The organism is Tenacibaculum skagerrakense (assembly GCF_004345825.1).
GTDB lineage: Bacteria > Bacteroidota > Bacteroidia > Flavobacteriales > Flavobacteriaceae > Polaribacter > Polaribacter skagerrakensis.
Genome location: NZ_SLXM01000001.1, coordinates 658,706 through 680,790, shown reverse-complemented (window position 1 = coordinate 680,790; position 22,085 = coordinate 658,706). Strand labels below are relative to the sequence as shown.

22 protein-coding genes are annotated in these 22,085 nt (G+C 31.5%); 6 read left to right on the top strand and 16 right to left on the bottom strand.

The annotated features are described in order from the left end of the window. Positions 1-5: 5 nt before the first annotated feature. The 4 genes from EV195_RS03185 to EV195_RS03170 all read right to left on the bottom strand — a co-directional run bounded on the left by EV195_RS03185 (position 6) and on the right by EV195_RS03170 (position 4,213). Positions 6-752, bottom strand: a complete 747-nt coding sequence (locus EV195_RS03185) for a hypothetical protein (protein ID WP_132792812.1) — start codon at positions 750-752, stop codon at positions 6-8. After that, positions 753-1,793 (bottom strand): 23S rRNA (adenine(2503)-C(2))-methyltransferase RlmN, encoded by a 1,041-nt coding sequence (rlmN, locus tag EV195_RS03180; RefSeq protein WP_132792810.1) that lies wholly within the window; start codon positions 1,791-1,793, stop codon positions 753-755. It abuts the gene before it with no gap. A gap of 70 nt (positions 1,794-1,863) precedes the next feature. Next, positions 1,864-2,913, bottom strand: coding sequence for a tRNA preQ1(34) S-adenosylmethionine ribosyltransferase-isomerase QueA (gene queA / locus EV195_RS03175; protein WP_132792808.1), 1,050 nt, complete (start codon positions 2,911-2,913; stop codon positions 1,864-1,866). Between the two features lie 67 nt (positions 2,914-2,980). After that, positions 2,981-4,213 (bottom strand): 3-phosphoshikimate 1-carboxyvinyltransferase, encoded by a 1,233-nt coding sequence (locus EV195_RS03170; RefSeq protein ID WP_132792805.1) that lies wholly within the window; start codon positions 4,211-4,213, stop codon positions 2,981-2,983. Between the two features lie 41 nt (positions 4,214-4,254). Here EV195_RS03170 and EV195_RS03165 point away from each other — a divergent pair, with 41 nt between their 5' ends. After that, a complete protein-coding gene (locus tag EV195_RS03165) occupies positions 4,255-7,362 on the top strand; it encodes a VPS10 domain-containing protein (RefSeq protein WP_132792803.1) in 3,108 nt (1,035 codons plus the stop codon). Between the two features lie 80 nt (positions 7,363-7,442). On the opposite strand, the gene EV195_RS03160 is transcribed toward EV195_RS03165, so the two are convergent. Both EV195_RS03160 and EV195_RS03155 read right to left on the bottom strand, forming a co-directional pair. Continuing rightward, positions 7,443-7,691 (bottom strand): hypothetical protein, encoded by a 249-nt coding sequence (locus EV195_RS03160; protein ID WP_132792800.1) that lies wholly within the window; start codon positions 7,689-7,691, stop codon positions 7,443-7,445. Next, positions 7,691-8,017 carry a nucleotide pyrophosphohydrolase gene (locus tag EV195_RS03155; RefSeq protein WP_132792797.1) on the bottom strand — a complete coding sequence of 109 codons (327 nt, stop codon included), beginning with the start codon at positions 8,015-8,017 and terminating at the stop codon, positions 7,691-7,693. Before EV195_RS03155 ends, EV195_RS03160 begins: the two co-directional genes overlap by 1 nt. 185 nt (positions 8,018-8,202) lie before the next feature. Here EV195_RS03155 and EV195_RS03150 point away from each other — a divergent pair, with 185 nt between their 5' ends. Beyond that, on the top strand, positions 8,203-8,427 hold the full coding sequence (locus EV195_RS03150) for a hypothetical protein (RefSeq protein ID WP_132792794.1): 225 nt from the start codon (positions 8,203-8,205) through the stop codon (positions 8,425-8,427). 64 nt (positions 8,428-8,491) lie between these two features. Here EV195_RS03150 and EV195_RS03145 read toward each other — a convergent pair whose 3' ends face one another. Then, the gene (locus EV195_RS03145) at positions 8,492-9,877 is read right to left on the bottom strand and encodes a glycosyl hydrolase family 8 (RefSeq protein WP_132792791.1); all 1,386 of its coding nucleotides are present in this window, start codon (positions 9,875-9,877) and stop codon (positions 8,492-8,494) included. 81 nt (positions 9,878-9,958) lie between these two features. Then, positions 9,959-11,188, bottom strand: a complete 1,230-nt coding sequence (locus EV195_RS03140) for an MDR family MFS transporter (protein WP_132792788.1) — start codon at positions 11,186-11,188, stop codon at positions 9,959-9,961. Between the two features lie 328 nt (positions 11,189-11,516). On the opposite strand from EV195_RS03140, the gene EV195_RS03135 reads away from it, so the two are divergent. Beyond that, positions 11,517-12,125 carry a DUF1684 domain-containing protein gene (locus EV195_RS03135; RefSeq protein ID WP_132792785.1) on the top strand — a complete coding sequence of 203 codons (609 nt, stop codon included), beginning with the start codon at positions 11,517-11,519 and terminating at the stop codon, positions 12,123-12,125. Between the two features lie 30 nt (positions 12,126-12,155). Here EV195_RS03135 and EV195_RS03130 read toward each other — a convergent pair whose 3' ends face one another. The 5 genes from EV195_RS03130 to EV195_RS03110 form a co-directional block, all read right to left on the bottom strand. Beyond that, a complete protein-coding gene (locus EV195_RS03130) occupies positions 12,156-12,857 on the bottom strand; it encodes a crotonase/enoyl-CoA hydratase family protein (RefSeq protein ID WP_132792782.1) in 702 nt (233 codons plus the stop codon). Positions 12,858-12,864: 7 nt separating this feature from the next. Next, positions 12,865-13,230 carry a fluoride efflux transporter CrcB gene (crcB, locus tag EV195_RS03125; RefSeq protein WP_132792779.1) on the bottom strand — a complete coding sequence of 122 codons (366 nt, stop codon included), beginning with the start codon at positions 13,228-13,230 and terminating at the stop codon, positions 12,865-12,867. A gap of 63 nt (positions 13,231-13,293) precedes the next feature. Beyond that, positions 13,294-14,310, bottom strand: a complete 1,017-nt coding sequence (locus EV195_RS03120; RefSeq protein WP_132792776.1) for a GyrI-like domain-containing protein — start codon at positions 14,308-14,310, stop codon at positions 13,294-13,296. 152 nt (positions 14,311-14,462) lie between these two features. Beyond that, entirely contained in the window at positions 14,463-15,449 is a 987-nt protein-coding gene (locus tag EV195_RS03115; RefSeq protein WP_243693053.1) for a DoxX family protein, read from the bottom strand. A gap of 26 nt (positions 15,450-15,475) precedes the next feature. Next, the gene (locus EV195_RS03110) at positions 15,476-16,015 is read right to left on the bottom strand and encodes a DUF1599 domain-containing protein (protein WP_132792771.1); all 540 of its coding nucleotides are present in this window, start codon (positions 16,013-16,015) and stop codon (positions 15,476-15,478) included. Positions 16,016-16,115: 100 nt separating this feature from the next. On the opposite strand from EV195_RS03110, the gene folP reads away from it, so the two are divergent. The 3 genes from folP to cdaA all read left to right on the top strand — a co-directional run bounded on the left by folP (position 16,116) and on the right by cdaA (position 18,491). Next, on the top strand, positions 16,116-16,940 hold the full coding sequence (folP, locus tag EV195_RS03105) for a dihydropteroate synthase (protein WP_132792768.1): 825 nt from the start codon (positions 16,116-16,118) through the stop codon (positions 16,938-16,940). 127 nt (positions 16,941-17,067) lie between these two features. Beyond that, positions 17,068-17,676, top strand: coding sequence for an ExbD/TolR family protein (locus tag EV195_RS03100; protein WP_132792765.1), 609 nt, complete (start codon positions 17,068-17,070; stop codon positions 17,674-17,676). A 35-nt stretch (positions 17,677-17,711) separates the two neighbouring features. Continuing rightward, positions 17,712-18,491 carry a diadenylate cyclase CdaA gene (gene cdaA / locus EV195_RS03095; protein WP_132792762.1) on the top strand — a complete coding sequence of 260 codons (780 nt, stop codon included), beginning with the start codon at positions 17,712-17,714 and terminating at the stop codon, positions 18,489-18,491. A 422-nt stretch (positions 18,492-18,913) separates the two neighbouring features. Here cdaA and EV195_RS03090 read toward each other — a convergent pair whose 3' ends face one another. From EV195_RS03090 to truA, 3 genes are all read right to left on the bottom strand, one after another. Next, positions 18,914-19,378: a hypothetical protein gene (locus EV195_RS03090; RefSeq protein ID WP_132792759.1), complete on the bottom strand. Its 465-nt coding sequence runs from the start codon at positions 19,376-19,378 to the stop codon at positions 18,914-18,916. 79 nt (positions 19,379-19,457) lie between these two features. Next, positions 19,458-21,188: an ABC transporter ATP-binding protein gene (locus EV195_RS03085; RefSeq protein WP_394851307.1), complete on the bottom strand. Its 1,731-nt coding sequence runs from the start codon at positions 21,186-21,188 to the stop codon at positions 19,458-19,460. A gap of 36 nt (positions 21,189-21,224) precedes the next feature. Next, on the bottom strand, positions 21,225-21,959 hold the full coding sequence (gene truA / locus EV195_RS03080) for a tRNA pseudouridine(38-40) synthase TruA (RefSeq protein ID WP_132792756.1): 735 nt from the start codon (positions 21,957-21,959) through the stop codon (positions 21,225-21,227). Positions 21,960-22,085: the final 126 nt, after the last annotated feature.

Sequence of the window (22,085 nt, the reverse complement as noted above, 5' to 3'; positions counted from 1 at the left end):
TTCATTTAAAATTTTAAACTTCTCATTTGCTTAAATCTATTCCAAGCTGCTTTATTTCTTCTTTTATAAATAGAAAGCGTTCCGCGATCCAATCCATAATAAAAAAAGCAAATACCAGATGGTGGGTTTGAGCTTGGTAAAAACTCAAATTTCCCGAAAGCTATACTTGGCCATTCCCAACAACCTAATGAAGTACCAAGTACTTCAATAAAACCGATAATAAAAAACATACTCAAATAAAACAATCTTTCTTTTGGGTATTTTCTTAAGGAAAGAAAGACTAAGATTGTTAAACTAAATCCGAATATATCATTTTTAAATAGCAGTAAAAAAAGTGAATAAATGGCTATAGAAATGGTAAAAAACAACTCTAATTGTTTTCTAAAAAACTTTACTTTTTGTTTTCTTGAAAAAAAATAAACTCCAGTAAATACTACAGCATGCCCGAAAGGAATATAATGAGGAATATTCTCCAACCTATACGTATACATTCCTAATGCTATGGAAAAAATATACTCTCCTACGAGGCCAATAAGAAAAGCATATACTAACTGCTGACGAACACGTGAGGTTCCTTTCCAATAGAGATAACTATAAACCAACACAACTAGAAGCGTATTGATTTGTTGCCCATATTCATAATAATTATTCGCAAAAAAAGAACTATCTAAAAATAGGCCTAGAGAGATGATAAAAATTAACCAACCAACAGACTCAATAGTTTGTCCTAATAAGGTTTTAGAAAAATTCATTTAAGACTTATTAGCTAATTGTCCGCAGGCAGCATCAATATCTTTTCCTCTGGAGCGACGAACATTTACCACAATATCATTCATTTCTAAGTTTGAAATATAACTATTCAATGCACGTTCTGAAGCTTGCTGAAACTCACCATCATCAATCGGATTGTACTCAATTAAATTCACCTTAGCTGGCACATATTTACAAAATTGCACTAAAGCATCAATATCCTCTTTACGATCATTAATTCCTTGCCACACTACATATTCATAGGTAATCTTTCTTTTGGTCTTTTCGTACCAATATTCTAAAGCTTCTTTTAAATCAGTTAAAGGAAAGGTTTTATTAAATGGCATTATTGAAGTTCTTACCTCATCAATTGCAGAATGCAAGGAAACCGCTAAATTGAACTTCACTTCATCATCTGCCATTTTTTTTATCATTTTTGGAACTCCAGAAGTAGACAATGTAATTCTCTTTGCAGACATACCTAAACCTTCTGGTGATGTGATTTTATCAATAGCTTTTACAACATTATTATAGTTCATTAATGGTTCTCCCATTCCCATAAAAACAATATTGGTTAGCTTATGATTATGATATAACCTGCTTTGTTTATCGATAGCTACTACCTGATCATAAATTTCATCTGCATTTAAATTTCTCATTCTTTTTAAACGTGCAGTTGCACAGAACTTACAATCTAAACTACACCCTACTTGACTTGAAACACACGCAGTAGTTCTTTTTTCTGTTGGAATTAAAACAGATTCTACGATTAAACCATCATGTAATTTAATGGCATTTTTAATAGTTCCATCATTGCTACGTTGCATTGTATCAACCTCAATATGGTTAATTACAAAGTTAGCATCTAACATTTCTCTTGTTTCTTTAGAAATGTTTGTCATATCATCAAAAGAATGCGCCGCTTTATGCCACAACCATTCGTATACTTGATTTCCACGAAATGCTTTATCTCCATTTTCAACAAAAAAAACACGAAGTTGTTCTTTTGTTAATGCTCGTATGTCTTTCTTCTGCGGTTTCATTCTCTTCAAAAATAGGAAAAACCTCATAGAGTTTCCTATGAGGTTTTTTATATTGTGATTCTTATAGTTCTTAAATAATTAACATTGCATCACCGTACGAGTAGAACTTGTACTTTTCTTTTACAGCTTGTTCGTATGCTTCCATTACAAAATCATATCCAGCAAATGCAGCAATCATCATTAATAATGTAGACTTTGGAGTATGGAAATTTGTTACCATACAATTAGCAATACTAAAATCATATGGAGGGAAAATAAATTTATTTGTCCAACCGTCATAAGCATTTAAGCGATGATTTGCAGATACCGAAGATTCAACTGTTCTCATAACCGTAGTACCAACTGCACAAACTCTTTTCTTTCTATCTAAAGCATTGTTAACAACATTACATGCTTCCTCTGGAATGATAATTTGCTCAGAATCCATTTTATGCTTAGAAAGATCTTCAACCTCAACTGGATTGAAAGTTCCTAATCCAACATGTAATGTCATTTCTGCAAACTCAACTCCTTTAATTTCTAAACGCTTCATTAAGTGTTTAGAGAAGTGTAATCCTGCTGTTGGTGCTGCTACAGCTCCTTCATGCTTTGCATAAATTGTTTGGTAACGCTCTTCATCTTCTGGTTCAACCTCTCTTTTGATGTATTTTGGTAATGGAGTTTCTCCTAACTCAATTAACTTTCTACGAAACTCTTCGTAAGAACCATCAAATAAGAAACGTAATGTTCTTCCTCTAGATGTTGTATTATCAATAACCTCTGCAACTAGACTATCATCATCTCCAAAGAAAAGTTTGTTTCCTATACGAATCTTACGAGCTGGATCTACTAAAACATCCCATAATCTGTGCTCAGCATTTAATTCTCTTAATAAAAAAACTTCAATTCTCGCTCCTGTTTTCTCTTTGTTACCATACATTCTAGCAGGGAAAACTTTCGTGTTATTAAGCATCATTACATCTCCTTCATCGAAATAATTGATTAAATCTTTAAACAACTTATGTTCAATAGTTTGTTCTTTACGATTTAATACCATTAAACGAGCTTCATCTCTGTGCTCTGATGGGTATTCTGCTAATAACTCTTTTGGTAAATCGAAGTTAAATTGAGATAATTTCATTGTAGAATATTTGTTAATGGCGGCAAATATACGACTTCAAAACAGGGCTTGTCAAGCGTTTGCCATATTATTTTAGAACTTCTTGAGGAATTCCGAGGTTTTCAAAGTCCTCCCAAAAATTTCTATATGACTTAGTTACCACTTTTGCATCTTTTATTTTAATAGGAACTTTTAATGCTAATGGAGTAAATGCCATTGCCATTCTATGGTCATTATATGTCTCTATTTCGATGTTATTATTAATTCTATCAGAAGTCTCTAAATGTAATTCTTCATTTGTAACAGAAATGGTTCCGCCTAACTTTGTTATTTCTTCTTTTAATGCCTCTAGTCTATCTGTTTCCTTAATTTTTAGTGTATGCAATCCTACTAATTTACAAGGAACCCTCAACGCAAAACAAGTTACTGCTATAGTTTGTGCAATATCAGGTGCTTTTACAAGGTCTAACTCTAACAACGAAGTTTTTGTCTCTTCTTCCTTTTTTAAAAGTATTGTATATTCTTCAAAAGTTGTGGAAACACCAAAATGTTTATAAATGTAAGCCAAACAACTATCACCTTGTAAACTCTCTTTCTTGTAGGATGATAATTTAATTTCGGTTCCGATTTCACTTAACGCAACCAATGAATAAAAGTAAGATGCTGAACTCCAATCGGCTTCGACAATAACTTTACTATTTTCAATAGCTTCCTTAGGTTCTACCCTTATGATATTGCCTTCAAAAGAGCTTTCAATTCCTAATTGACTCAGTAAACTCAATGTCATTTTTATGTATGGAATCGATGTGATCTCACCTAATAAATCAATTTCTAGTCCGTTTGGTAAACTCGAAGCAATTAATAATAATGCAGAAATATATTGACTACTTACGTTTCCTTGAATGGTAACACTACTATTTGCTAATTTTTTTCCGTTAATTTTTAAAGGAGGATATCCCTCTTTTTCCAAATAGGTAATATCTGCCCCTAAATCTCTCAAAGCATCTACTAAAATTTTAATCGGACGATTGTGCATTCTTTCAGATCCTTGTAAAATTTTAGTTGTTCCTTCTTGAGATGCAAAAAAAGCAGTTAAAAATCGCATTGCTGTTCCAGCATGACCAATATCTGCAACCTCTTCGTTACTTTTTAAAGCATGTTGCATATGGATAGAATCATCTGAATTTGATAGGTTTTCAATTTCTAATTCTGGGTATAATTGCTGTAAAATCAATAGACGATTCGATTCGCTTTTGGAACCTGAAACAATTACACTATTTTTAAATAATTGATTTTTAGGAATCTTTAACAATAAGTCCATTAACAAAATTTTATATTTAGCTTCTTAATCAACTAAATCAAATGAAAAAACTACTTTTTTTAGGAGTATGTTTATTGCTACTCTCAAGTCTCAAAGTTAACGCTCAAAAAAACAATAGCCAATTTTCTGAAGCATATTTTAACGCAATCGAATGGAGAAACATAGGTCCATTTCGAGGCGGAAGAAGTTGCGCTGTTACCGGAGTTTCTAAAAAACCAAATCTCTTTTACATGGGAAGTACAGGTGGAGGAATCTGGAAAACCAATGACGCTGGTAATACTTGGCAAAATATCTCAGATGGATTTTTCGGAGGATCTGTAGGATCAATAGCAGTTAGTGAGTGGGACAACAACATTATTTATGTGGGAATGGGTGAAAAAACAGTAAGAGGAAATGTTTCTTCTGGAGATGGTGTTTGGAAATCTGTAAATGCAGGGAAAACTTGGGAACATATTGGTTTACCTAATTCACGTCATATTCCAAGAATTAGAATTCATCCTAAAAACCCTGATATTGTTTTTGCAGCGGTATTGGGAGATTTATATAAATCTACGGAAGAAAGAGGTGTTTACAAATCTACAGATGGAGGGAAAAACTGGAAGAAAGTATTATTTAGTAATTCTGATGCTGGTGCAATTGATTTAATTATTGACCCAAATAACCCTAGAGTTTTATATGCTTCAACTTGGAATGTAAGAAGAACTCCGTATAGTTTATCTAGTGGTGGTGAAGGTTCTGCTATTTGGAAAAGTACCGATGAAGGAGAAACGTGGACAAATATTTCCGAAAATGATGGTTTACCAAAAGGGATTTGGGGAATCTCAGGTGTAGCGGTTTCACCTGTTAATTCAGAAATAGTATATGCTTTAATAGAAAATGAAAAAGGAGGCGTATATAAATCAACCGATGGAGGAAAAACCTGGAAACTTATAAATAGTGAACGAAAATTACGTCAACGAGCTTGGTATTACACTCGAATTTATGCAGATACTCAAGATGAAAATATCGTATATGTATTAAACGTACGTTATCATAAATCAACAGATGGAGGAAAAACGTATAAAACATATAATGCACCACATGGAGATCATCATGATTTATGGATTGCTCCTGAAGACAATCAGCGAATGATAATTGGTGATGATGGTGGAGCTCAAATTTCTTTTGACGCAGGTGAAAACTGGTCAACATATTTAAATCAGCCTACTGCTCAATTTTATAGAGTAACTACTGATAATCATTTCCCTTATAGGATTTATGCTGCGCAGCAAGACAATTCAACTATTAGAATTTCCCATAGATCCGAAGGAAGATATATTACCAATCAGGATTGGGAAGAAACTGCTGGAGGAGAAAGTGCTCATATTGCCGTTGATCCTTTAAACAACGATATTGCCTATGGTGGAAGTTATGGTGGACTATTAACACGCGTTAATCATAAAACTGGTTCTGTTAGAGCTATTAATGTTTGGCCGGATGATCCTATGGGACATGGAGCTGAAGATTTTAAATATCGTTTCCAATGGAATTTCCCTATCTTATTTTCTCCGAATAATCCGAAGAAATTATATGCAGCTTCTAATCATTTACATGCAACGACTAATGAAGGTCAGTCTTGGGAAATTATTAGTCCTGATTTAACACGAAATGACCCAAAAACTTTAGGACCTTCTGGTGGACCAATTACAAAAGATAATACTGGTGTTGAATACTATGGAACTATTTTCGCTGTTGCTGAAGTTCCAAATGAAGACGGCGTAATTTATACAGGTTCCGATGACGGATTAGTTCATATTACTATAGATGGCGGGAAAAACTGGACAAACATCACTCCTAAAAAAATGCCTGAATGGATGATGATTAATTGTATTGAAATAGATCCATTTACCAAAGGCGGAGCTTACATAGTTGGAACAAAATATAAGACGGGAGATTACCAACCTTATATCTACAAAACAGAAGATTACGGTGCTTCTTGGAAGAAGATTACAAACGGAATTGGAAATGAAGATTTCACTAGAGCTTTAAGAGCCGATCCTAAAAGGAAAGGTTTATTATACGCAGGTACCGAAAGAGGAATGTATATTTCTTTTAATGATGGAAAAGATTGGCAACAATTCCAATTGAATTTACCAATTGTACCTATTACCGATTTAGCCATAAAAGAAGACAATTTAATTGCCGCTACCCAAGGTAGATCTTTATGGATTATTGATGATTTAACGCCACTTCATCAACTAAATACAACTATTACTAATAAGGATGTTTTTGTGTACAAACCAAAAACTAGTTATAGAATGGGCGGCGGAAATGGAGCTACATCAAAAAGAAATGGAACAAATCATTACGGAGGAGTTGTTGTAAATTATTTCGTAAAAAACTATACTGAAAAAGATACTATCTCGCTTTCATTTTATGATAATACTAACAATAAAATTCAAGTTTTTAGTACACATCCTAATAAAGAAGAAAAAGAGCGAAAATTAGACGTAAAACAGGGAAATAATATTTTCCATTGGGATATGATGTATGCTGGCGCTGAAAAAGTAGAAGGTATGATTTTATGGTGGGCTTCTTTAAATGGCCCGATGGCTTTACCTGGAAACTACTCAGTAACACTTACTGCTAATGGAAATATAACTTCTGAAAAATTTTCTATTAAAAACAAGCCGAATTCAGAATCTTCTGAAGCTGATTTAAAAGCACAGTTTGATTTCATTAATAGCATTAATGCTAAAATGACGGAAATTCATAAAGCGTTGAAAAATGTAAAGAAAGTTAGAACTCAAATAACCACTCTGAAAAAATCTATTAAAGACAAAAAGAAACATAAAGAGTTAATAGATTTTGCAGATAAATTATTGAAAGATATGACTGTTGTTGAAAACAATTTATATCAAACGAAAAGTAAAAGTAATCAAGATCCATTGAACTTCCCGATTAAATTAAACAACAAGTTAGGGCATTTGAATTCTTTAACTAGAATCGGCGATTTTAAACCAACAGATCAAGCAATAGCTTTTAAAAACGAAATCACAAAAGACATTGATATCGAATTAAATAAACTATATCAATTATTTAATTCAGAGGTAAAACAATTAAATCAAAAAGTAAAAGATAGTCAGATTGATTTTATTCAGTTAGATTAAGCATTTGTCACTTCGAGCGCAGTCGAGAAGCTCTTTAAAATCAAAAAATAAGTCTCGACTTCGCTCGACCTGACAATTTTTTATTTCATTTTCTTATTGGTAATGTACATTCCGTACATAATACTTATTACGATTTTTCCTAAAAAAAATCGAACCCATTTCATATTTGTAAAATGTACTTCAGCAACCTTATCAAAATTTCCTGAGAAGATATCACTCGCACTATTAAACAATAATGAGAAAATAGTAACTATTAAGAAAAAAGGAATTCCGATTTTGAATGTATTTATCCAAAATAAACTTTTCCCTATATTTTTATGCAAAGACATTATTTTAATTTTTCATTGTTATGGTGACGATCGTGATCTCTTTTAGTTTTTAGATCTAGTTTCTTATCAAAAGCCTCTTGTAAGTTCACGCCTGTTTGGTTTGCTAAACATAAAACCACAAATACAACATCTGCTAATTCTTCACCTAAATCCTTTTGTTTATCACTTTCCTTTTCACTTTGCTCTCCGTATCTTCTAGCAATAATTCTTGCTACCTCTCCTACTTCTTCGGTTAGTTGAGCCATATTCGTTAATTCATTAAAATAACGAACTCCGTGATTTTTAATCCAATCGTCTACTTGTTTTTGAGCGTCTTGTATGTTCATATCGTTCTATAAGTTTCAGCTTCAAAAATAACATACTTATTACAATTTATTTTACTTATAATTATTTTAAAGTTTTTACTTACATTACGATTCTAATTAGAAAAGCTAGGAAATAGAAAAATCATTCTACCAGTAACATTTTATACTTATTAGTAACTATTTATTATAACATTAAACGCTATTAAATGAAAAAATCAATTTTAAATTTAGGAACCCCTTTAAAGAAGTCTCAACAATTAAACATTTTAGGAGGAATGATTTATGCTTCAACAGGACAAGTATGTATAACTTGTGGTAACGGTTACAGAAAATGTTGTACTAGCGGAAAATCTCCAAGTGTTAATTGTGCTACAAAATCGGGTACTTGTGTAAAAACAGAAATTCCAACTGGTGGTGATAATATGTTTTAAGACAAAACTGCATTAAAAATAAAAAGTGGGCTTTATAGTCCACTTTTTATTTTTAATGTTATTCCTATTTTTTAATAAACCGAAGCTTTACTTTTTCCCCTCTGATAAAATAAGCTCCAGTTGCTAACTTTGAGATATCTATCGTAGCATTTTCTTGATTATCAACTTTTACTTTAATTACTTCACTTCCATTCAAAGTATAAATCTTCAATACTGTTCCTGCTTCAAAATTCTTTAGAAATAATTTATCGGAAGTTGGATTTGGGTACACAAAATGATTATTCCCTGCATAATCTATTTCATCTGTTCCTAAAACACTTGTAACTGGATTGAAAAAATTACCAGACAAAGTAAACATATAAATTACTCTTAGTGTTGTTGCAAAATATTTGGTTGATGTAAGATTTTTTGTAGTTGTATAAGCTTCATCAACTATATTTTGATTATTTGAAATTAATAAGGAAGCAGCAAAAGAACCTGTATAAACCGGATCTTGAAAATTATGAATACTTGTTCCATCTTGATGATAACCAGCTTTAATATTATCTAATCCTCCAACGCTGTTCACAAAATTTACACATTTATCTAAATAATCAGATGCATCTGTTTTTCCGTACCACAAATAATCTGTAGCAATTCTCCATGGAGTTCTGGCGGCATCATAATAGAACGATTTCCCTGAATTATAAGCCCAAGAAACAATATCAGAATACGAACCATCTGCTTTACACCAATCTGAAACTAAACAATCTACAGCATTGTTTACACTTAAATTAGCATTTAAAATTTGATAGGTTTTAGTAGTTACATTATTCCAAAAAGTAACATCGTTTGTAAACTCTCCATAAACTCTAAAATACCCAGGAGCAAAATAAGACGGGTTCGTATTATTTGATCCTCCCCAAGCATCACCTGGCTTTAACACAAAACTTCCTGATTCAATTTCATGCTGTTTTATAATAGCGATTAAGTTCTTCGCATCTTGATGATAATTGAAGCTTCCTGTATTTCCAAAGCGATTCCCTGCAACAATTAACGCTATTGCAGCATCTAGTTCTGCATCTGTTGCACCATTTTGACCGTTTACAATATCACAACCTTCTATTTTCCAGTTCATAACACCATTACTATTTTCATGACTTTGATAATATTTCCATAAACCATCAAAAAGTTCTTGATCATTTGCATAAGCCGACAGCAACATTCCATAAGCTATTCCTTCAGAAACCGTAAAGTTAGGATCATCAAATTTTACTCTTGCTCTACCATTTGTACAATTAGTTTCTACAAAAGCATTTTTCCATTGTATATAGGCAGTTTGTAAATCGGACTCTATACTATTCGAAGGCATTGTTCCAAACGGATAGGTAGCATTAACAAATTCGATATTAGCATTTTGAGCAATAGAAATTGGTATACTAAACCAGAAGAAAATAATTAGTTTTTTCATTTTATTTGGGGATTAGGTTAATACATTTAATAACTTAAATTTCATGTAAAAATTATAATCCCCAAATACTATTACTTGCTTTTATTTGTCAAATTGCAATACTTTTTTAACAGTGTTACTTTTAGTTTTTCCTTTTAGAATTAACAGAAATACACCACTTAACAAAGAAAGTCCGAATACTATATACCAAGTAGCATCAAAACCAACTTTCTCAATCAAATGCATTCCTGAAAAATGCCCAAAAACATGCGCTACAGAAAAAGAAATACTATACCAAGACATATACTGTCCTTGATTTCCTTTTTTTGCTCTTTCCATTGCAAAAGCGTTTGAAAAAGGAAACATTATCATTTCTCCTATGGTCATAAAAAACATTCCTACTAATAAAATTCCAACCCATCCTGTCATGTTCAACACAATAAAACTAAGGGTTACCAGAACTCCTCCTGCTAGCATTAAGTTTATTTTAGATAACTGACTATCTTCTAAAGACTTTACCAAAGGCATTTCTAACAAGAAGATTATAAACCCGTTAGCACCTAAAAGCAATCCAATTTCAAGTTCAGATAAATGATGTACCTCTTTATAATACAATGGAATAGTTGAGAAATATTGTAAAAACACGATTCCAAATAATGCCATCGCTACTAAGAAAATCCAATAAGGCTTATCAGAGTATACAGATACTGGATTTTCTACTTTTACCTCATCTAAAACCCTTGCCTTTCTAGGATTCAAAACATTTATTAATAATACTGTTGCCATCACACAGGTAATACCATCTACCCAAAACAATCCTTGATATCCCATCGTTGTTATGATTAAACCTCCAACAGCTGGACCTGCTGAAAATCCTAAGTTTATTGCTAAGCGAATTAACGTAACCGACCTTGTTTTATTTTCTGGTTTGCTATATGAACTTAATGCTACAAACATGGCTGGTCTAAATGTATCAGCTACCATCATCAAAAAGAAAATAGAAGCACAAAATCCATTTAATGTTTTAATAAACTGAAGCAATACAAATAAAACCCCTGTTAAAAACAAGCTCCATTGCATTACCTTGTAATACCCAATCCTATCGGTTAAATACCCTCCTAACCTAGAACCTGCGACAGATCCTAGTCCGAAGAACACCATAATTAATCCTACATCAGAAAGAGTAAAACCTAGACTTTGAGTTAGGTATAATGATAAAAACGGAATTACCATTGTTCCGGCTCGGTTGATTAAAGTAATCAACGACAACCACCAAACTTCTCTTGAAAGTCCGCTAAAGGTAGCTGCATAATTTGAAAATAACTTTTTCATACTGGTTTGATTTAGTTGTTTTTGAAAATAAAAAAAGTCCGACTATAAAGTCGGACTTAGCAATTGTATATTCTTATATAACTATAACATTCACATACAAAAAGCCCGACTAAGTGGTAACCTAACCACCGATTTCGATTGCTTATATGTACAAATGTTTTTCATGTTTTCTTTAAATTCTCAAACAAACATAGACAAAATATCTATAGGTTGTATATTTATTTAACATTGTTTATCAATATTTTACAAATTTACACTCAAAATATGCTCATTTATTTTGAATTCGCTGTAGTTTTGTGAACACACATAATTTTAAAAAAGTTTTCCTATGAAGAAATTTATTGTGGCGATTTTAGTTGCTCAATGCTGTTTATCATGTAATGCACAAGACAAGAGAAAACCACTCGGAGAGTCTGATTTTCAAAAAGAAATGAATGCTAAATTTAAAGATGCTTCTACTTCTCCTCTAACCCAAAAAGGATTAAAAAAATTTAAAGGATTAGATTTTTTCCCTGTGAATGATAAATTTAAGGTTACAGCAAAGTTGACTAAAACAACAGATATAAAAATTTTCAACTTTCCTACAACAACAAAAAGAATAGCTAAATATCAAAAGTATGGCGTAATTAATTTTACTATTGACGATAAAGAATTTGAGCTAGACATTTACAAAAGTCCAGATCCAATGCCTGAATACGAAGATTATTTATTTCTACCATTCTTTGATAAAACCAACGGAAAGACTTCTTACAGAGGAGGTCGCTTTGTAGATATTACTACTAAAGATGAACAAGGAGACGGAACCATTATTGTAGATTTTAATAAAGCTTATAATCCTTATTGCGCCTACAGTGATCGATATTCTTGTCCGATTACACCTAGAGATAATTCTCTAGATATTGAAATACAAGCTGGTGTAATGGCTTATGAAAAATAAAAAAACCGCTTTAAAAGCGGTTTTTTTATTTTACGAATTAAATGACAATTCTTGTTCACTATCTTCTTTGATTGCTTTTGCTAATCTTTCCAATAATTCTTTTCGAACTTTAAGTTTGGTGTTTTTATGAGCATTCTTGTTAAGCTTTCCAAATAGTTGTGCAACCTTTGTTGCAGTTCCTAACAAATGTTCTTCAGGAACTATTTTATCTAAAAATCCAGCCGCAATTGCTTCTTCAGGACTGTACATTTCTGAATTACTAACGCTTCTTTCGAAATATACAGGCGCTAATTTTCCTTTAGCTATTTCAATTCCAGCATTGTGCATTGTCATACCAATCATCACTTCATTTAATCCAATTTTAAAAGCACCTTCTGTACCAATTCTATAATCTGCAGATAATAATAAGAAAGCCCCTTTAGCAACTGCATGACCATTACAAGCCATAATTACTGGTGTTGGAAACGACAATAACCTATGAGATAATTGAGAACCTCTAGTTACTAATTCTTTAGCTGCATCAGCAGATTTCGTCATTACTTTTAAATCGTAACCGCCCGATAAAATACCGTTTTGACCAGTGATAATAACTACTCTCTCCTCTTTTTCAGCGATATCTAAACTGTTATTTATTTCATCAATAACTTCATGAGAAATTGCATTTACTTTACCATTAGCAATTTTAATAATTGCATAATTCTCGTCAGTAGTTATCTGTACTAATTTGTCCATATTTTATTTATTTAACTAAAAAGATTCCTAAAAAAACTGCCATTATTCCTAACGCAAAACTTGCAACGGCGTATAATCCAAATGAGAAAAAATCTCCCGATTTTAAAAAAACGTGATTCTCATATGCAAATGTTGAAAATGTAGTAAAACCTCCACAAAAACCAGTAGCTAACAATAGCATTTGATTTTGAGTTAAGGTGTCATTTTTTGCTGCTAAACCTAGAATACAACCTATTAAAAGACTTCCTAGAATATTGGCTAAAAAAGTACCTATTGGAATACCTGTATCACTATTATTCAGCATCTTTCCTAAAAGATATCGTAAAACACTTCCAAATCCTCCACCAATAAATACTAATACTAGTTGTTTCATATCGGCACTAAAATACTAAAACCTCACTTTTTGGTGAGGTTTTAGAACTGTATATTTTAAAAATTATTCAATAGGATAGTAAATATCAGTTTGGATTTCTTCTGGTTTTACTTTTGAAGGATCATTTACATATACTTCATAAAGTGGAAATCTACTTTTCATATTAGTTGCTTCAAGATACTTTCCAATTGCAGTATGTGCCTCATAATCTCCATCTCCATAATTTCCAAATTTAGAAATTGTAGCATACTTACCTCCAGCAACTGTTACTTTTTCCATACCTTCTGCTAACGGCATCTCTTTATGTAAAAATAATCCAATATGAAATTCTGTTTCTCCTGTTTTTTCATCCCATTTATGATATAAAGCAGCTGGTATAAAATCTCCTTCTACTAAACCAGAGTTAGCTGCATGCATTCCTGCCTTAGGCAATGATTCTGTAAATGCTTTCATCATTGCTTCTTGATCAATTTTGATTTTAAAAGGGTATCCAACAAATATCTTTTCATCAGCATCTACAATAGTTACTTTACTTAAGGTATACTTGTCTGGAATTGCCTTTACAACTCCATCTAGATTATTCAATCCATTTTCTAACATTGGCCCTAACATATTATCCCAACCTCCAGAAAGTGCTGAAAACACCTTAAAGAAAAACGGAGCTTTATCATCTCTCATTGTCCAAGTAACTTTTGTTCCATTTCCAACATCCTCGAAACCCCATAGAATTTCGCTAGGTTCATAATCACCAAATCTCATTTCTTGCAAAATAGATTTGTTCATTTCTACAGCTACTGTTTTCATTGCTCCAGGACCATCTTTACTTGTCCAGCTATCACTTGCACCTACTCCAACAGTTTTATCTCCATAAGTTACTACAATAGTTGAATCTTCATCGTGCCACGGTCCCCATTGTTCCCAAGTTTTTAAATCGTTAACTGTATTAAATACCTTAGAAATTGGTTGTTCAATTACTTTTGATCTTGATACATTATAGTCTGAAGACTGCATAGACACATAAATCAATCCAAATAATATAAGTACTAACAGAAAAAGCAGGGTGTATTTTAAGATTTTCATAGTTAAGTTAGATTAGTTATTAGTACTTAAATATATAAATTTAATTGATGCAAAAAGATAGAGAGCAGAAAGTAACATGAAATGATATTCTAAAAACAAAAAAAGTGAAAAACAAATGTTTTTCACTTTTCTATTAATATTATTACTAGTTGTTATAGTTCTACATCATCAGCATCTGTCCAGTTCCATTTTCCAACGATAACTCCCTTATGTACAGTTATAACTCCAGGATTTGCTCTAACAGCAGTTTTTATAGCCTTTTCATCACAACTTCCAAAAACATACGGTAAATTATATTCTTTTTTGAAAGCATCTAACTTTTCAGTATTTCCTTCATAAATAACATCTGCCATCATTATATCAGAAGTTAACACATAGATTTTATAACCACTTTTATCAGCTTTTGCTGCAACTTCAGAAATTGCTTTTAATCCTTCTTTACTCACTTTACTAGCTGTAGTCATCATGATAAGCATTGCCTTATCTTGCGCCAGCATTTCCTCTAATTTATCATCTTCCTCAGTACTAATTTCAAAATCATGAATTGGCGGTACTTCACCATCACCTCCATACTTCATTCCTTCTGCAATATTTGTACCCACAGCATATGCTCTAAAATCAATAATTGGTAAATGATTTAAAACATAATATGCTATAAATAAAGAAATTACAACAGAACCAATTGTACTATAAGTTGCTACTTTATCTGAAATTATTGGTTTTATATAACGAACTCCTATGATTAGAATCACTATAAAAATCATGAAAATGATATTCTTATAAAATGTTTCTTTTGGTGTTAATTTAATTGCGTCCCCAAAACAACCACAGTCTGTTACTTTATTGTAAGCGTACGAATACCATGTTAAGAATAGGAAAATTAAGTTCAATCCAAATAAACTCCAAACCGTAATTTTAGGTTTGTAACCCACTAAAAGCATTACTCCTAAAACTAATTCGGTTACAATTAGAAGAATTGAAAAACCTAACGCTACTGGAATTAAAAACTCAAGATTAAGAACATCTTCACTAAAATACTCTTCAAACTTGTACTGTGAACCAATAGGGTCTACTAATTTTACAAAACCAGAATAAATAAACAACAATCCTACTAGAACTCTTGAAATGTGTGTAAGCATTTTTAATAACATAATGATAGGGATTTTTAAGCTTCGTTTAAATGAATCATTGCAAATATCGCATAGTTAATCATGTCTTGATAATTTGCATCAATTCCTTCGGAAACCAGGGTTTTACCTTTATTATTTTCTATTTGTTTTACTCGTAATAATTTTTGAAGAATCAAATCTGTTAATGAAGAAACTCTCATATCTCTCCAAGCCTCACCATAATCATGGTTTTTTTTCTCCATTAAATCCTTCGTGATTTTCACATATTTATTGTACAAAACAGTTGCTTCTTCTGTAGACAAATCTGGTTGTTCTACAAATCCAAGTTCTAACTGAATTAAAGCCATAATAGAATAATTGATAATTCCTATGAACTCCGATTTTTCTCCTTCGTCTACTTTCCTAACATCATTTTCTTGTAATTGTCGGATTCTTTGTGCTTTAATAAATATTTGATCGGTAAGTGATGGTAAACGTAAAATTCTCCAAGCACTTCCATAGTCAGACATTTTTTTAACAAACAAACTACGGCATTCATTCACTACCGCATCATACTGTTCTGAGGTGTTTTGCATTTTATGTATTCAGAAAAAACATTGTAAAAATAGCAAATCAAAAAGCTTTTCGGTTATTTTTACATAGAAATTTACACCTATAACCTATAAAAAGGTATCAATGACAATTAATTGTAACGGAACTTTAATCGATTTATCAACTCCCAAAGTAATGGGAATTTTAAATATTACTCCCGATTCTTTTTATGATGGCGGAAAATATAAAAATGAGAAAGATATCTTGATGCAAGTTGAAAAAATGTTACTTGAAGGGGCGAGTTTTATAGATATTGGAGCTTACTCTTCTCGACCTGGTGCAGCTCATATTTCAGAAGAAGAAGAACTACAAAGAATTGTTCCTATAGTGCAATTAGTAACTAAAAAATTTGAAGACATTATTCTTTCTATTGATACGTTTAGGAGTAAGGTTGCCAAAGAAACAATTACTGCTGGAGCAGCCATTGTTAATGATATTTCTGGTGGAAATATGGATAAAAACATGTTTCAGGTTATTGCTGATCTGCAAGTACCTTACATTTTAATGCACATGCAAGGCACACCGCAAAACATGCAACATCATCCTAGTTATAACAACGTTACGACTGATTTAATTTCTTTTTTTGCTGAAAAACTATTTGAATTACGCCAACTTCATGTAAATGATGTAATTATAGATGTAGGTTTTGGGTTCGGAAAAACTATAGAACACAATTTTCAACTTTTAAAGGAACTTTCCTTATTTAAAAACTTAGACGTTCCTATTTTAACAGGAGTTTCTCGAAAGTCAATGCTGTATAAAACATTGAACACCTCTCCAAAAGAAGCTTTAAACGCTACTACTGTAGCCAATACAATAGCCATTCTTAACGGTACTAATATACTCAGAGTACATGACGTTAAAGAAGCTATGGAAGCTGTTAAAATTACAAACATGCTTCATCAATAATCTTTTAAAAAAAGATTCGGTATTGTTTTTGATGAATAACTAGTACTACCAAAAATTGCTTAATCAAACTTTTTCAAACTGAACTCGATTCAGGGTAAACTAATTATTCACTTAAACATTATGTATTATGAAAAGAAAACCTATTTCAGAAATTAATGCCGGATCTATGGCAGACATCGCTTTTTTATTGTTAATTTTTTTCTTGGTTACGACCACTCTTGATGTTGACCAAGGAATTTTCAGTAGGATAGCCCAAGAAAATCCAAATCCACTAGATACTCATAAAAGAAATGTTTTTGATATTTCTATAAATCGTAACAACGAAATTTTGGTTGGAGATACTGAGATTACTGTAGATGAACTATCTCAACTCGCTCAAGATTTTATTGATAACGGTGCAGGAAAAGATGCCACAGGAAACTCTTGTGATTGGTGTAAAGGAAAAAAGTTATCCACTTCATCAGATCATCCTACAAAAGCTATTATTACTATTGAAGCTGACAGAGAAGCTAGCTATGAAACCTACGTAAGCGTTTTAGACAAAGTCCATTTAGCTTACAATACTTTGAGAAATAGATTGTCAATGCAGCTTTACAATAAAAGTTTTACAGCATTAGAAACAGCTTATAAAAAAACACATAGTAATTCAACATTCGAAAAAATAGAACTTATTAAAAGTAAATACCCTTTATTAATTGGAAACATCGAGTTAGAAAGCACCATGGCAAAGAAGTAAATAATTAGTACATTTACGCAAACCACAGTGGATACATGTTAGACTTTATAGATTTTTCCTTTCTAGATATTCTTGATATTATTCTTGTGGCTGTACTACTCTATTACATTTACAAATTAGTGAAAGGTACAGTTGCAATTAATATTGTAATTGGTATTGCTTTGATATTCCTTATTTGGAAAATTACTCAAACACTACGTATGGAAATGTTAAGTGGAATTTTAGGCTACTTATTATCTGGTGGTGTAATTGCATTGATTATTGTTTTTCAACAAGAAATCAGAAAATTCCTGCTTATGATTGGAACTACTAACTTTTCAACCAAAAGAGGATTTTTAAATCAATTAAAATTTTTAAAGTCTGAGATTAATTCTGAAACAGATACAGACACGATTTTAAAATCATGTATTACTTTATCGAAAACAAAAACAGGAGCCTTAATAGTAATCGAAAGGACTAACAAATTAGATTTTCTTGTTAATACCGGTGATCCAATGAACGCTCAAGTTAATGATGCTATTATTCAAAGTATTTTTTATAAAAATAGTCCTTTGCATGATGGTGCTACTATTATACGAGACAATTTTATTGTCGCTACTCGTGTAATTTTACCAGTATCAGATAATCCTAGAATCCCGTCTCGATTTGGTTTACGTCATAGAGCTGCTTTTGGGATTACCGAAAAAACAGATGCTGTTTGTATTCTGGTTTCTGAGGAAACTGGTGATATTTCTTATATAAAAGATGGCGAGTTTGTATTGTTTAAAGACTACGAGCAACTTTCTGAAAAACTAAAGAAAGATGTTTCTAATTAATTGAAATAACTAATAAATTAAAAACCTAGATTATTTTTTTAATCTAGGTTTCTCAGGGGGGATTATTATAGGTAGATAGTTAACAAAGTACTACACTACAAAACTCTTATAACATAAGATTGCGTTAATTTTTATATCGGAATTAGCTGTGTTTTTATTGAAGTTTGGGGACTTTTTAAAAACACAATTCTTGTATTCAAAAAATATAAACTTTTTCTAAAGTTTAATTTTACACTGTTTAGTTTGACTTTCATAAATATAATAAATAAAACGTTATAAATAAAATAGTTATATGAAAAAAACAATTTTATTAACCTATGTATATAGGACTCGTAAAAGATTGCTAAATCTAAAATAATTAGATATTAAAAAAGCTCGCTTAACGCGAGCTTTTATTATAAAGTATAATTACTTTAATTTAATTATTTTGCAGGTGCCATTTTAGCTAAAATAGCGTTTAAAGTGCTATTGAACTTTTTAGTAGCTTCTTCATCTAAATTAGCAACTATTTCCTTACTCTTAGCAGCTAATTCAGTTCCAGTTTTAGCTAAATCAACGTTTTTAACTACGTCTCCTCCAGCCTCGATATATTTCTTTGCATACTCAGCATAAGACTTTAAATGCTCAGCTACTTTAGGGTCTTCAAATTCTGGAATAGTAATACCTTCAAGAGCAGACTGAATAGTTTTTACAGCTTCTTCTGTTTTTTCTTCAACAATTTTCGTAGCTTCTTCTGTTTTTTCTTCAACAGTTTTCGTAGCTTCTTCTGTTTTTTCAACAACAGTTTCTGTAACTTCTTTTGCCTTTTCTTCTGCTTCCTTTGCGTTTTTACATGCAGTAGCCATTAAAGAACCTACTACAAATAGAGATAAAATTACTTTTTTCATGGTTTATGTATTTTAAGTTTTTGTGATTGAGTAACAAATGTAGCATTTTGGTTAAACTAAACAAATAAAACAGAGGGAATTATATTACCTCTGCACTAAATTGTTTTTCATAAAGATTTCGATAATATCCTTCTTTTTTTAACAGCTGTTTATGAGTTCCTTGTTCTACAATAGTACCCTTATCCATCACTAAAATTTTATCTGCTTTTTTGATGGTTGCCAATCGGTGCGCAATAACTATTGATGTTCTATTTTTAGTAATTTTATCGGTAGCATATTGAATCATTTGTTCCGATTCCGTGTCTACTGATGATGTTGCTTCATCCAATATTAAAATACTCGGGCTGCTTACATAGGCTCTTAAAAAAGCTATCAACTGACGCTGACCAGAAGAAAGCATTGCGCCTCTTTCTTTTACATTATAATCGTAACCATTAGGTAAACTTTCAATAAAATCATGAATACCAATCTGTTTTGCAGCTTCTTTTACATCTTCTAATGAAATATTTTCATCTTTCAAAGTAATGTTATTTAAAATAGAATCTGAAAACAAGAATACATCTTGCAACACTACGGCTACTTGATTTCGTAACGAATTGATATTATAATCTTCTACAGGAACTCCATCGACTAAAATCTCTCCGCTATCTAATTCATAAAAACGACTTATTAAATTTATGATAGTTGATTTACCCGCTCCTGTTGATCCTACAATTGCGATTGTTTCTCCTTTTTCAACGGTAAAATTAATTCCTTTTAATATTTCTTCTCCTTTAACATAACTAAATCTAACGTCTTTAAAAGTAATATCTCCTTGTAAACCACTCGCATCTATATCTCCAGATTTATCAATAGAACTTTCTGTGTCGATTACTTTAAAAACACGCTCACCAGAAACAATTCCCATTTGTAATTGATTGAATTTATCAGCTATTTGTCGTAATGGCCTGAATAACATTTGTGCCATTTGTATAAAACTGATGATAGCGCCAACAGTAATCAATTTGTTCCCTAATACTTCTAAACCTCCATACCAAACAATTAAACCGATGGCTATTGATGATAAAATTTCTGCAATTGGAAAGAAAATAGAATAATACCAAACTGTTTTAACATGTGCTTCTTTATGTTTGTTATTAATTTCTTTAAAATTCTCGTATTCAATTTTTTCTCTATTGAACAGTTGCACAATTTTCATACCTGTTACACGCTCTTGTACAAAACCATTTAAGTTAGCAACTTGATTTCTTACATCTTGAAATGTTTTCTTGATGGCAATTTGAAATAATTTGGTAGCGTAAATTAAAATTGGCAATACTGCTAAGGCGATTATAGCGAGTTTCCAGTTAATTACAAACATTACAACAACAGCAGCTAACATTTTTAAGACATCACTAACTATCATAAACACTCCTTGTGAAAAGAAATCGGCAATTGTCTCAATGTCAGATACAACTCTTGTTACTAACTTCCCTACAGAATTATTATCAAAATAGGTCATTTTAAACTGAAGTACATTCTTAAAAATTTTAGTTCGAATGTCTTTGATAATATGTTGCCCAACCCAGTTAGCATAGTATATAAATGAAAATTGTAACAGAACTTGTACTAACAAAACAACGACCATTGCTATGGTATAATATAAAAGCATAGTTGCATCTTTTGTTACTGTAAAATCATCAATTGCTTTATATAAAATGATAGGGCTGGCAATAGAAAATCCAGCTAATAAAATAGTAGATAATGCTGCAATCCAAAATTGAGTACGGTATTTTTTTGCAAAGCTCATTAACCTTGCAAAAATTTCCATATCAAATGTATTTCCTTTTTTAGTAGTACTCACTGTTTATATATAATCGTATTCAACTTTTGTTAAAAATAAGCCTTTTGCTGGAACTGATACTCCCGCATTACTTCTATTTTTACTCTCTATAATATTTCTAAAATCTTCCGCCGTCTTTTTGCCTAATCCTACGTCAAGTAAAGTACCTACAATGGCTCTTACCATATTTCTTAAAAATCGATTTGCAGAAATATAGAATGTTAATTCCTCTCCTTCTAATTTCCAAATAGCCTCTGTAACTGTGCAATTAAACGTATAAACATCTGTCTTTACTTTTGAAAAACACTCGAAATCCTCATATTCAAACAATAGTTTTGCAGCAGTATTCATTGCATCAATGTCTATGGTTTTATAATTAAGCTGCCATGTAGTATCTAATAAAAACGGATTCCTTCCCAGCCAAATTTTATACTCGTAACTTCTACTAACCGCGTCAAATCTTGCATGTGCTTCGGCATCTACAGCTATTGTTCTATATATGACAATATCATCTGGTAAAATTGCATTTAGTTTATACGTGAAATTCTCGTCTAACTCTTTATCAACATCAAAATGCGCATACATTTGTGAAGCATGGACACCCGAGTCAGTTCTTCCAGCGCCAACAATGGCTATTTCTTCTCTTAAAATAGTACTTAAAGCTGTTGTTATTTTCTCTTGTACTGATATTACTTCTGGTTGAATTTGCCAACCATAATAGTTTTTCCCATTGTATGAAAGTTCTATAAAATACCTCAAGAAACTGCTATTTTTTAAAAAGGCTAAATTACAGATTTTATTTGGTTAAGAGTTTTAGTGAGTTCTTAAAAAAACTTTAATAGTATACTCGAGAACCAGATCTCTTTTCAAAGTCTTCTTCATTAA

Excerpts from the sequence above, each read along its gene's own strand:
- EV195_RS03185 (WP_132792812.1), bottom strand. The coding sequence starts at position 752 with ATGAATTTTTCTAAAACCTTATTAGGACAAACTATTGAGTCTGTTGGT.
- rlmN (WP_132792810.1), bottom strand. The coding sequence starts at position 1,793 with ATGAAACCGCAGAAGAAAGACATACGAGCATTAACAAAAGAACAACTT.
- queA (WP_132792808.1), bottom strand. The coding sequence starts at position 2,913 with ATGAAATTATCTCAATTTAACTTCGATTTACCAAAAGAGTTATTAGCA.
- EV195_RS03170 (WP_132792805.1), bottom strand. The coding sequence starts at position 4,213 with ATGGACTTATTGTTAAAGATTCCTAAAAATCAATTATTTAAAAATAGT.
- EV195_RS03165 (WP_132792803.1), top strand. The coding sequence starts at position 4,255 with ATGAAAAAACTACTTTTTTTAGGAGTATGTTTATTGCTACTCTCAAGT.
- EV195_RS03160 (WP_132792800.1), bottom strand. The coding sequence starts at position 7,691 with ATGTCTTTGCATAAAAATATAGGGAAAAGTTTATTTTGGATAAATACA.
- EV195_RS03155 (WP_132792797.1), bottom strand. The coding sequence starts at position 8,017 with ATGAACATACAAGACGCTCAAAAACAAGTAGACGATTGGATTAAAAAT.
- EV195_RS03150 (WP_132792794.1), top strand. The coding sequence starts at position 8,203 with ATGAAAAAATCAATTTTAAATTTAGGAACCCCTTTAAAGAAGTCTCAA.
- EV195_RS03145 (WP_132792791.1), bottom strand. The coding sequence starts at position 9,877 with ATGAAAAAACTAATTATTTTCTTCTGGTTTAGTATACCAATTTCTATT.
- EV195_RS03140 (WP_132792788.1), bottom strand. The coding sequence starts at position 11,188 with ATGAAAAAGTTATTTTCAAATTATGCAGCTACCTTTAGCGGACTTTCA.
- EV195_RS03135 (WP_132792785.1), top strand. The coding sequence starts at position 11,517 with ATGAAGAAATTTATTGTGGCGATTTTAGTTGCTCAATGCTGTTTATCA.
- EV195_RS03130 (WP_132792782.1), bottom strand. The coding sequence starts at position 12,857 with ATGGACAAATTAGTACAGATAACTACTGACGAGAATTATGCAATTATT.
- crcB (WP_132792779.1), bottom strand. The coding sequence starts at position 13,230 with ATGAAACAACTAGTATTAGTATTTATTGGTGGAGGATTTGGAAGTGTT.
- EV195_RS03120 (WP_132792776.1), bottom strand. The coding sequence starts at position 14,310 with ATGAAAATCTTAAAATACACCCTGCTTTTTCTGTTAGTACTTATATTA.
- EV195_RS03115 (WP_243693053.1), bottom strand. The coding sequence starts at position 15,449 with ATGCTTACACACATTTCAAGAGTTCTAGTAGGATTGTTGTTTATTTAT.
- EV195_RS03110 (WP_132792771.1), bottom strand. The coding sequence starts at position 16,015 with ATGCAAAACACCTCAGAACAGTATGATGCGGTAGTGAATGAATGCCGT.
- folP (WP_132792768.1), top strand. The coding sequence starts at position 16,116 with ATGACAATTAATTGTAACGGAACTTTAATCGATTTATCAACTCCCAAA.
- EV195_RS03100 (WP_132792765.1), top strand. The coding sequence starts at position 17,068 with ATGAAAAGAAAACCTATTTCAGAAATTAATGCCGGATCTATGGCAGAC.
- cdaA (WP_132792762.1), top strand. The coding sequence starts at position 17,712 with ATGTTAGACTTTATAGATTTTTCCTTTCTAGATATTCTTGATATTATT.
- EV195_RS03090 (WP_132792759.1), bottom strand. The coding sequence starts at position 19,378 with ATGAAAAAAGTAATTTTATCTCTATTTGTAGTAGGTTCTTTAATGGCT.
- EV195_RS03085 (WP_394851307.1), bottom strand. The coding sequence starts at position 21,188 with ATGGAAATTTTTGCAAGGTTAATGAGCTTTGCAAAAAAATACCGTACT.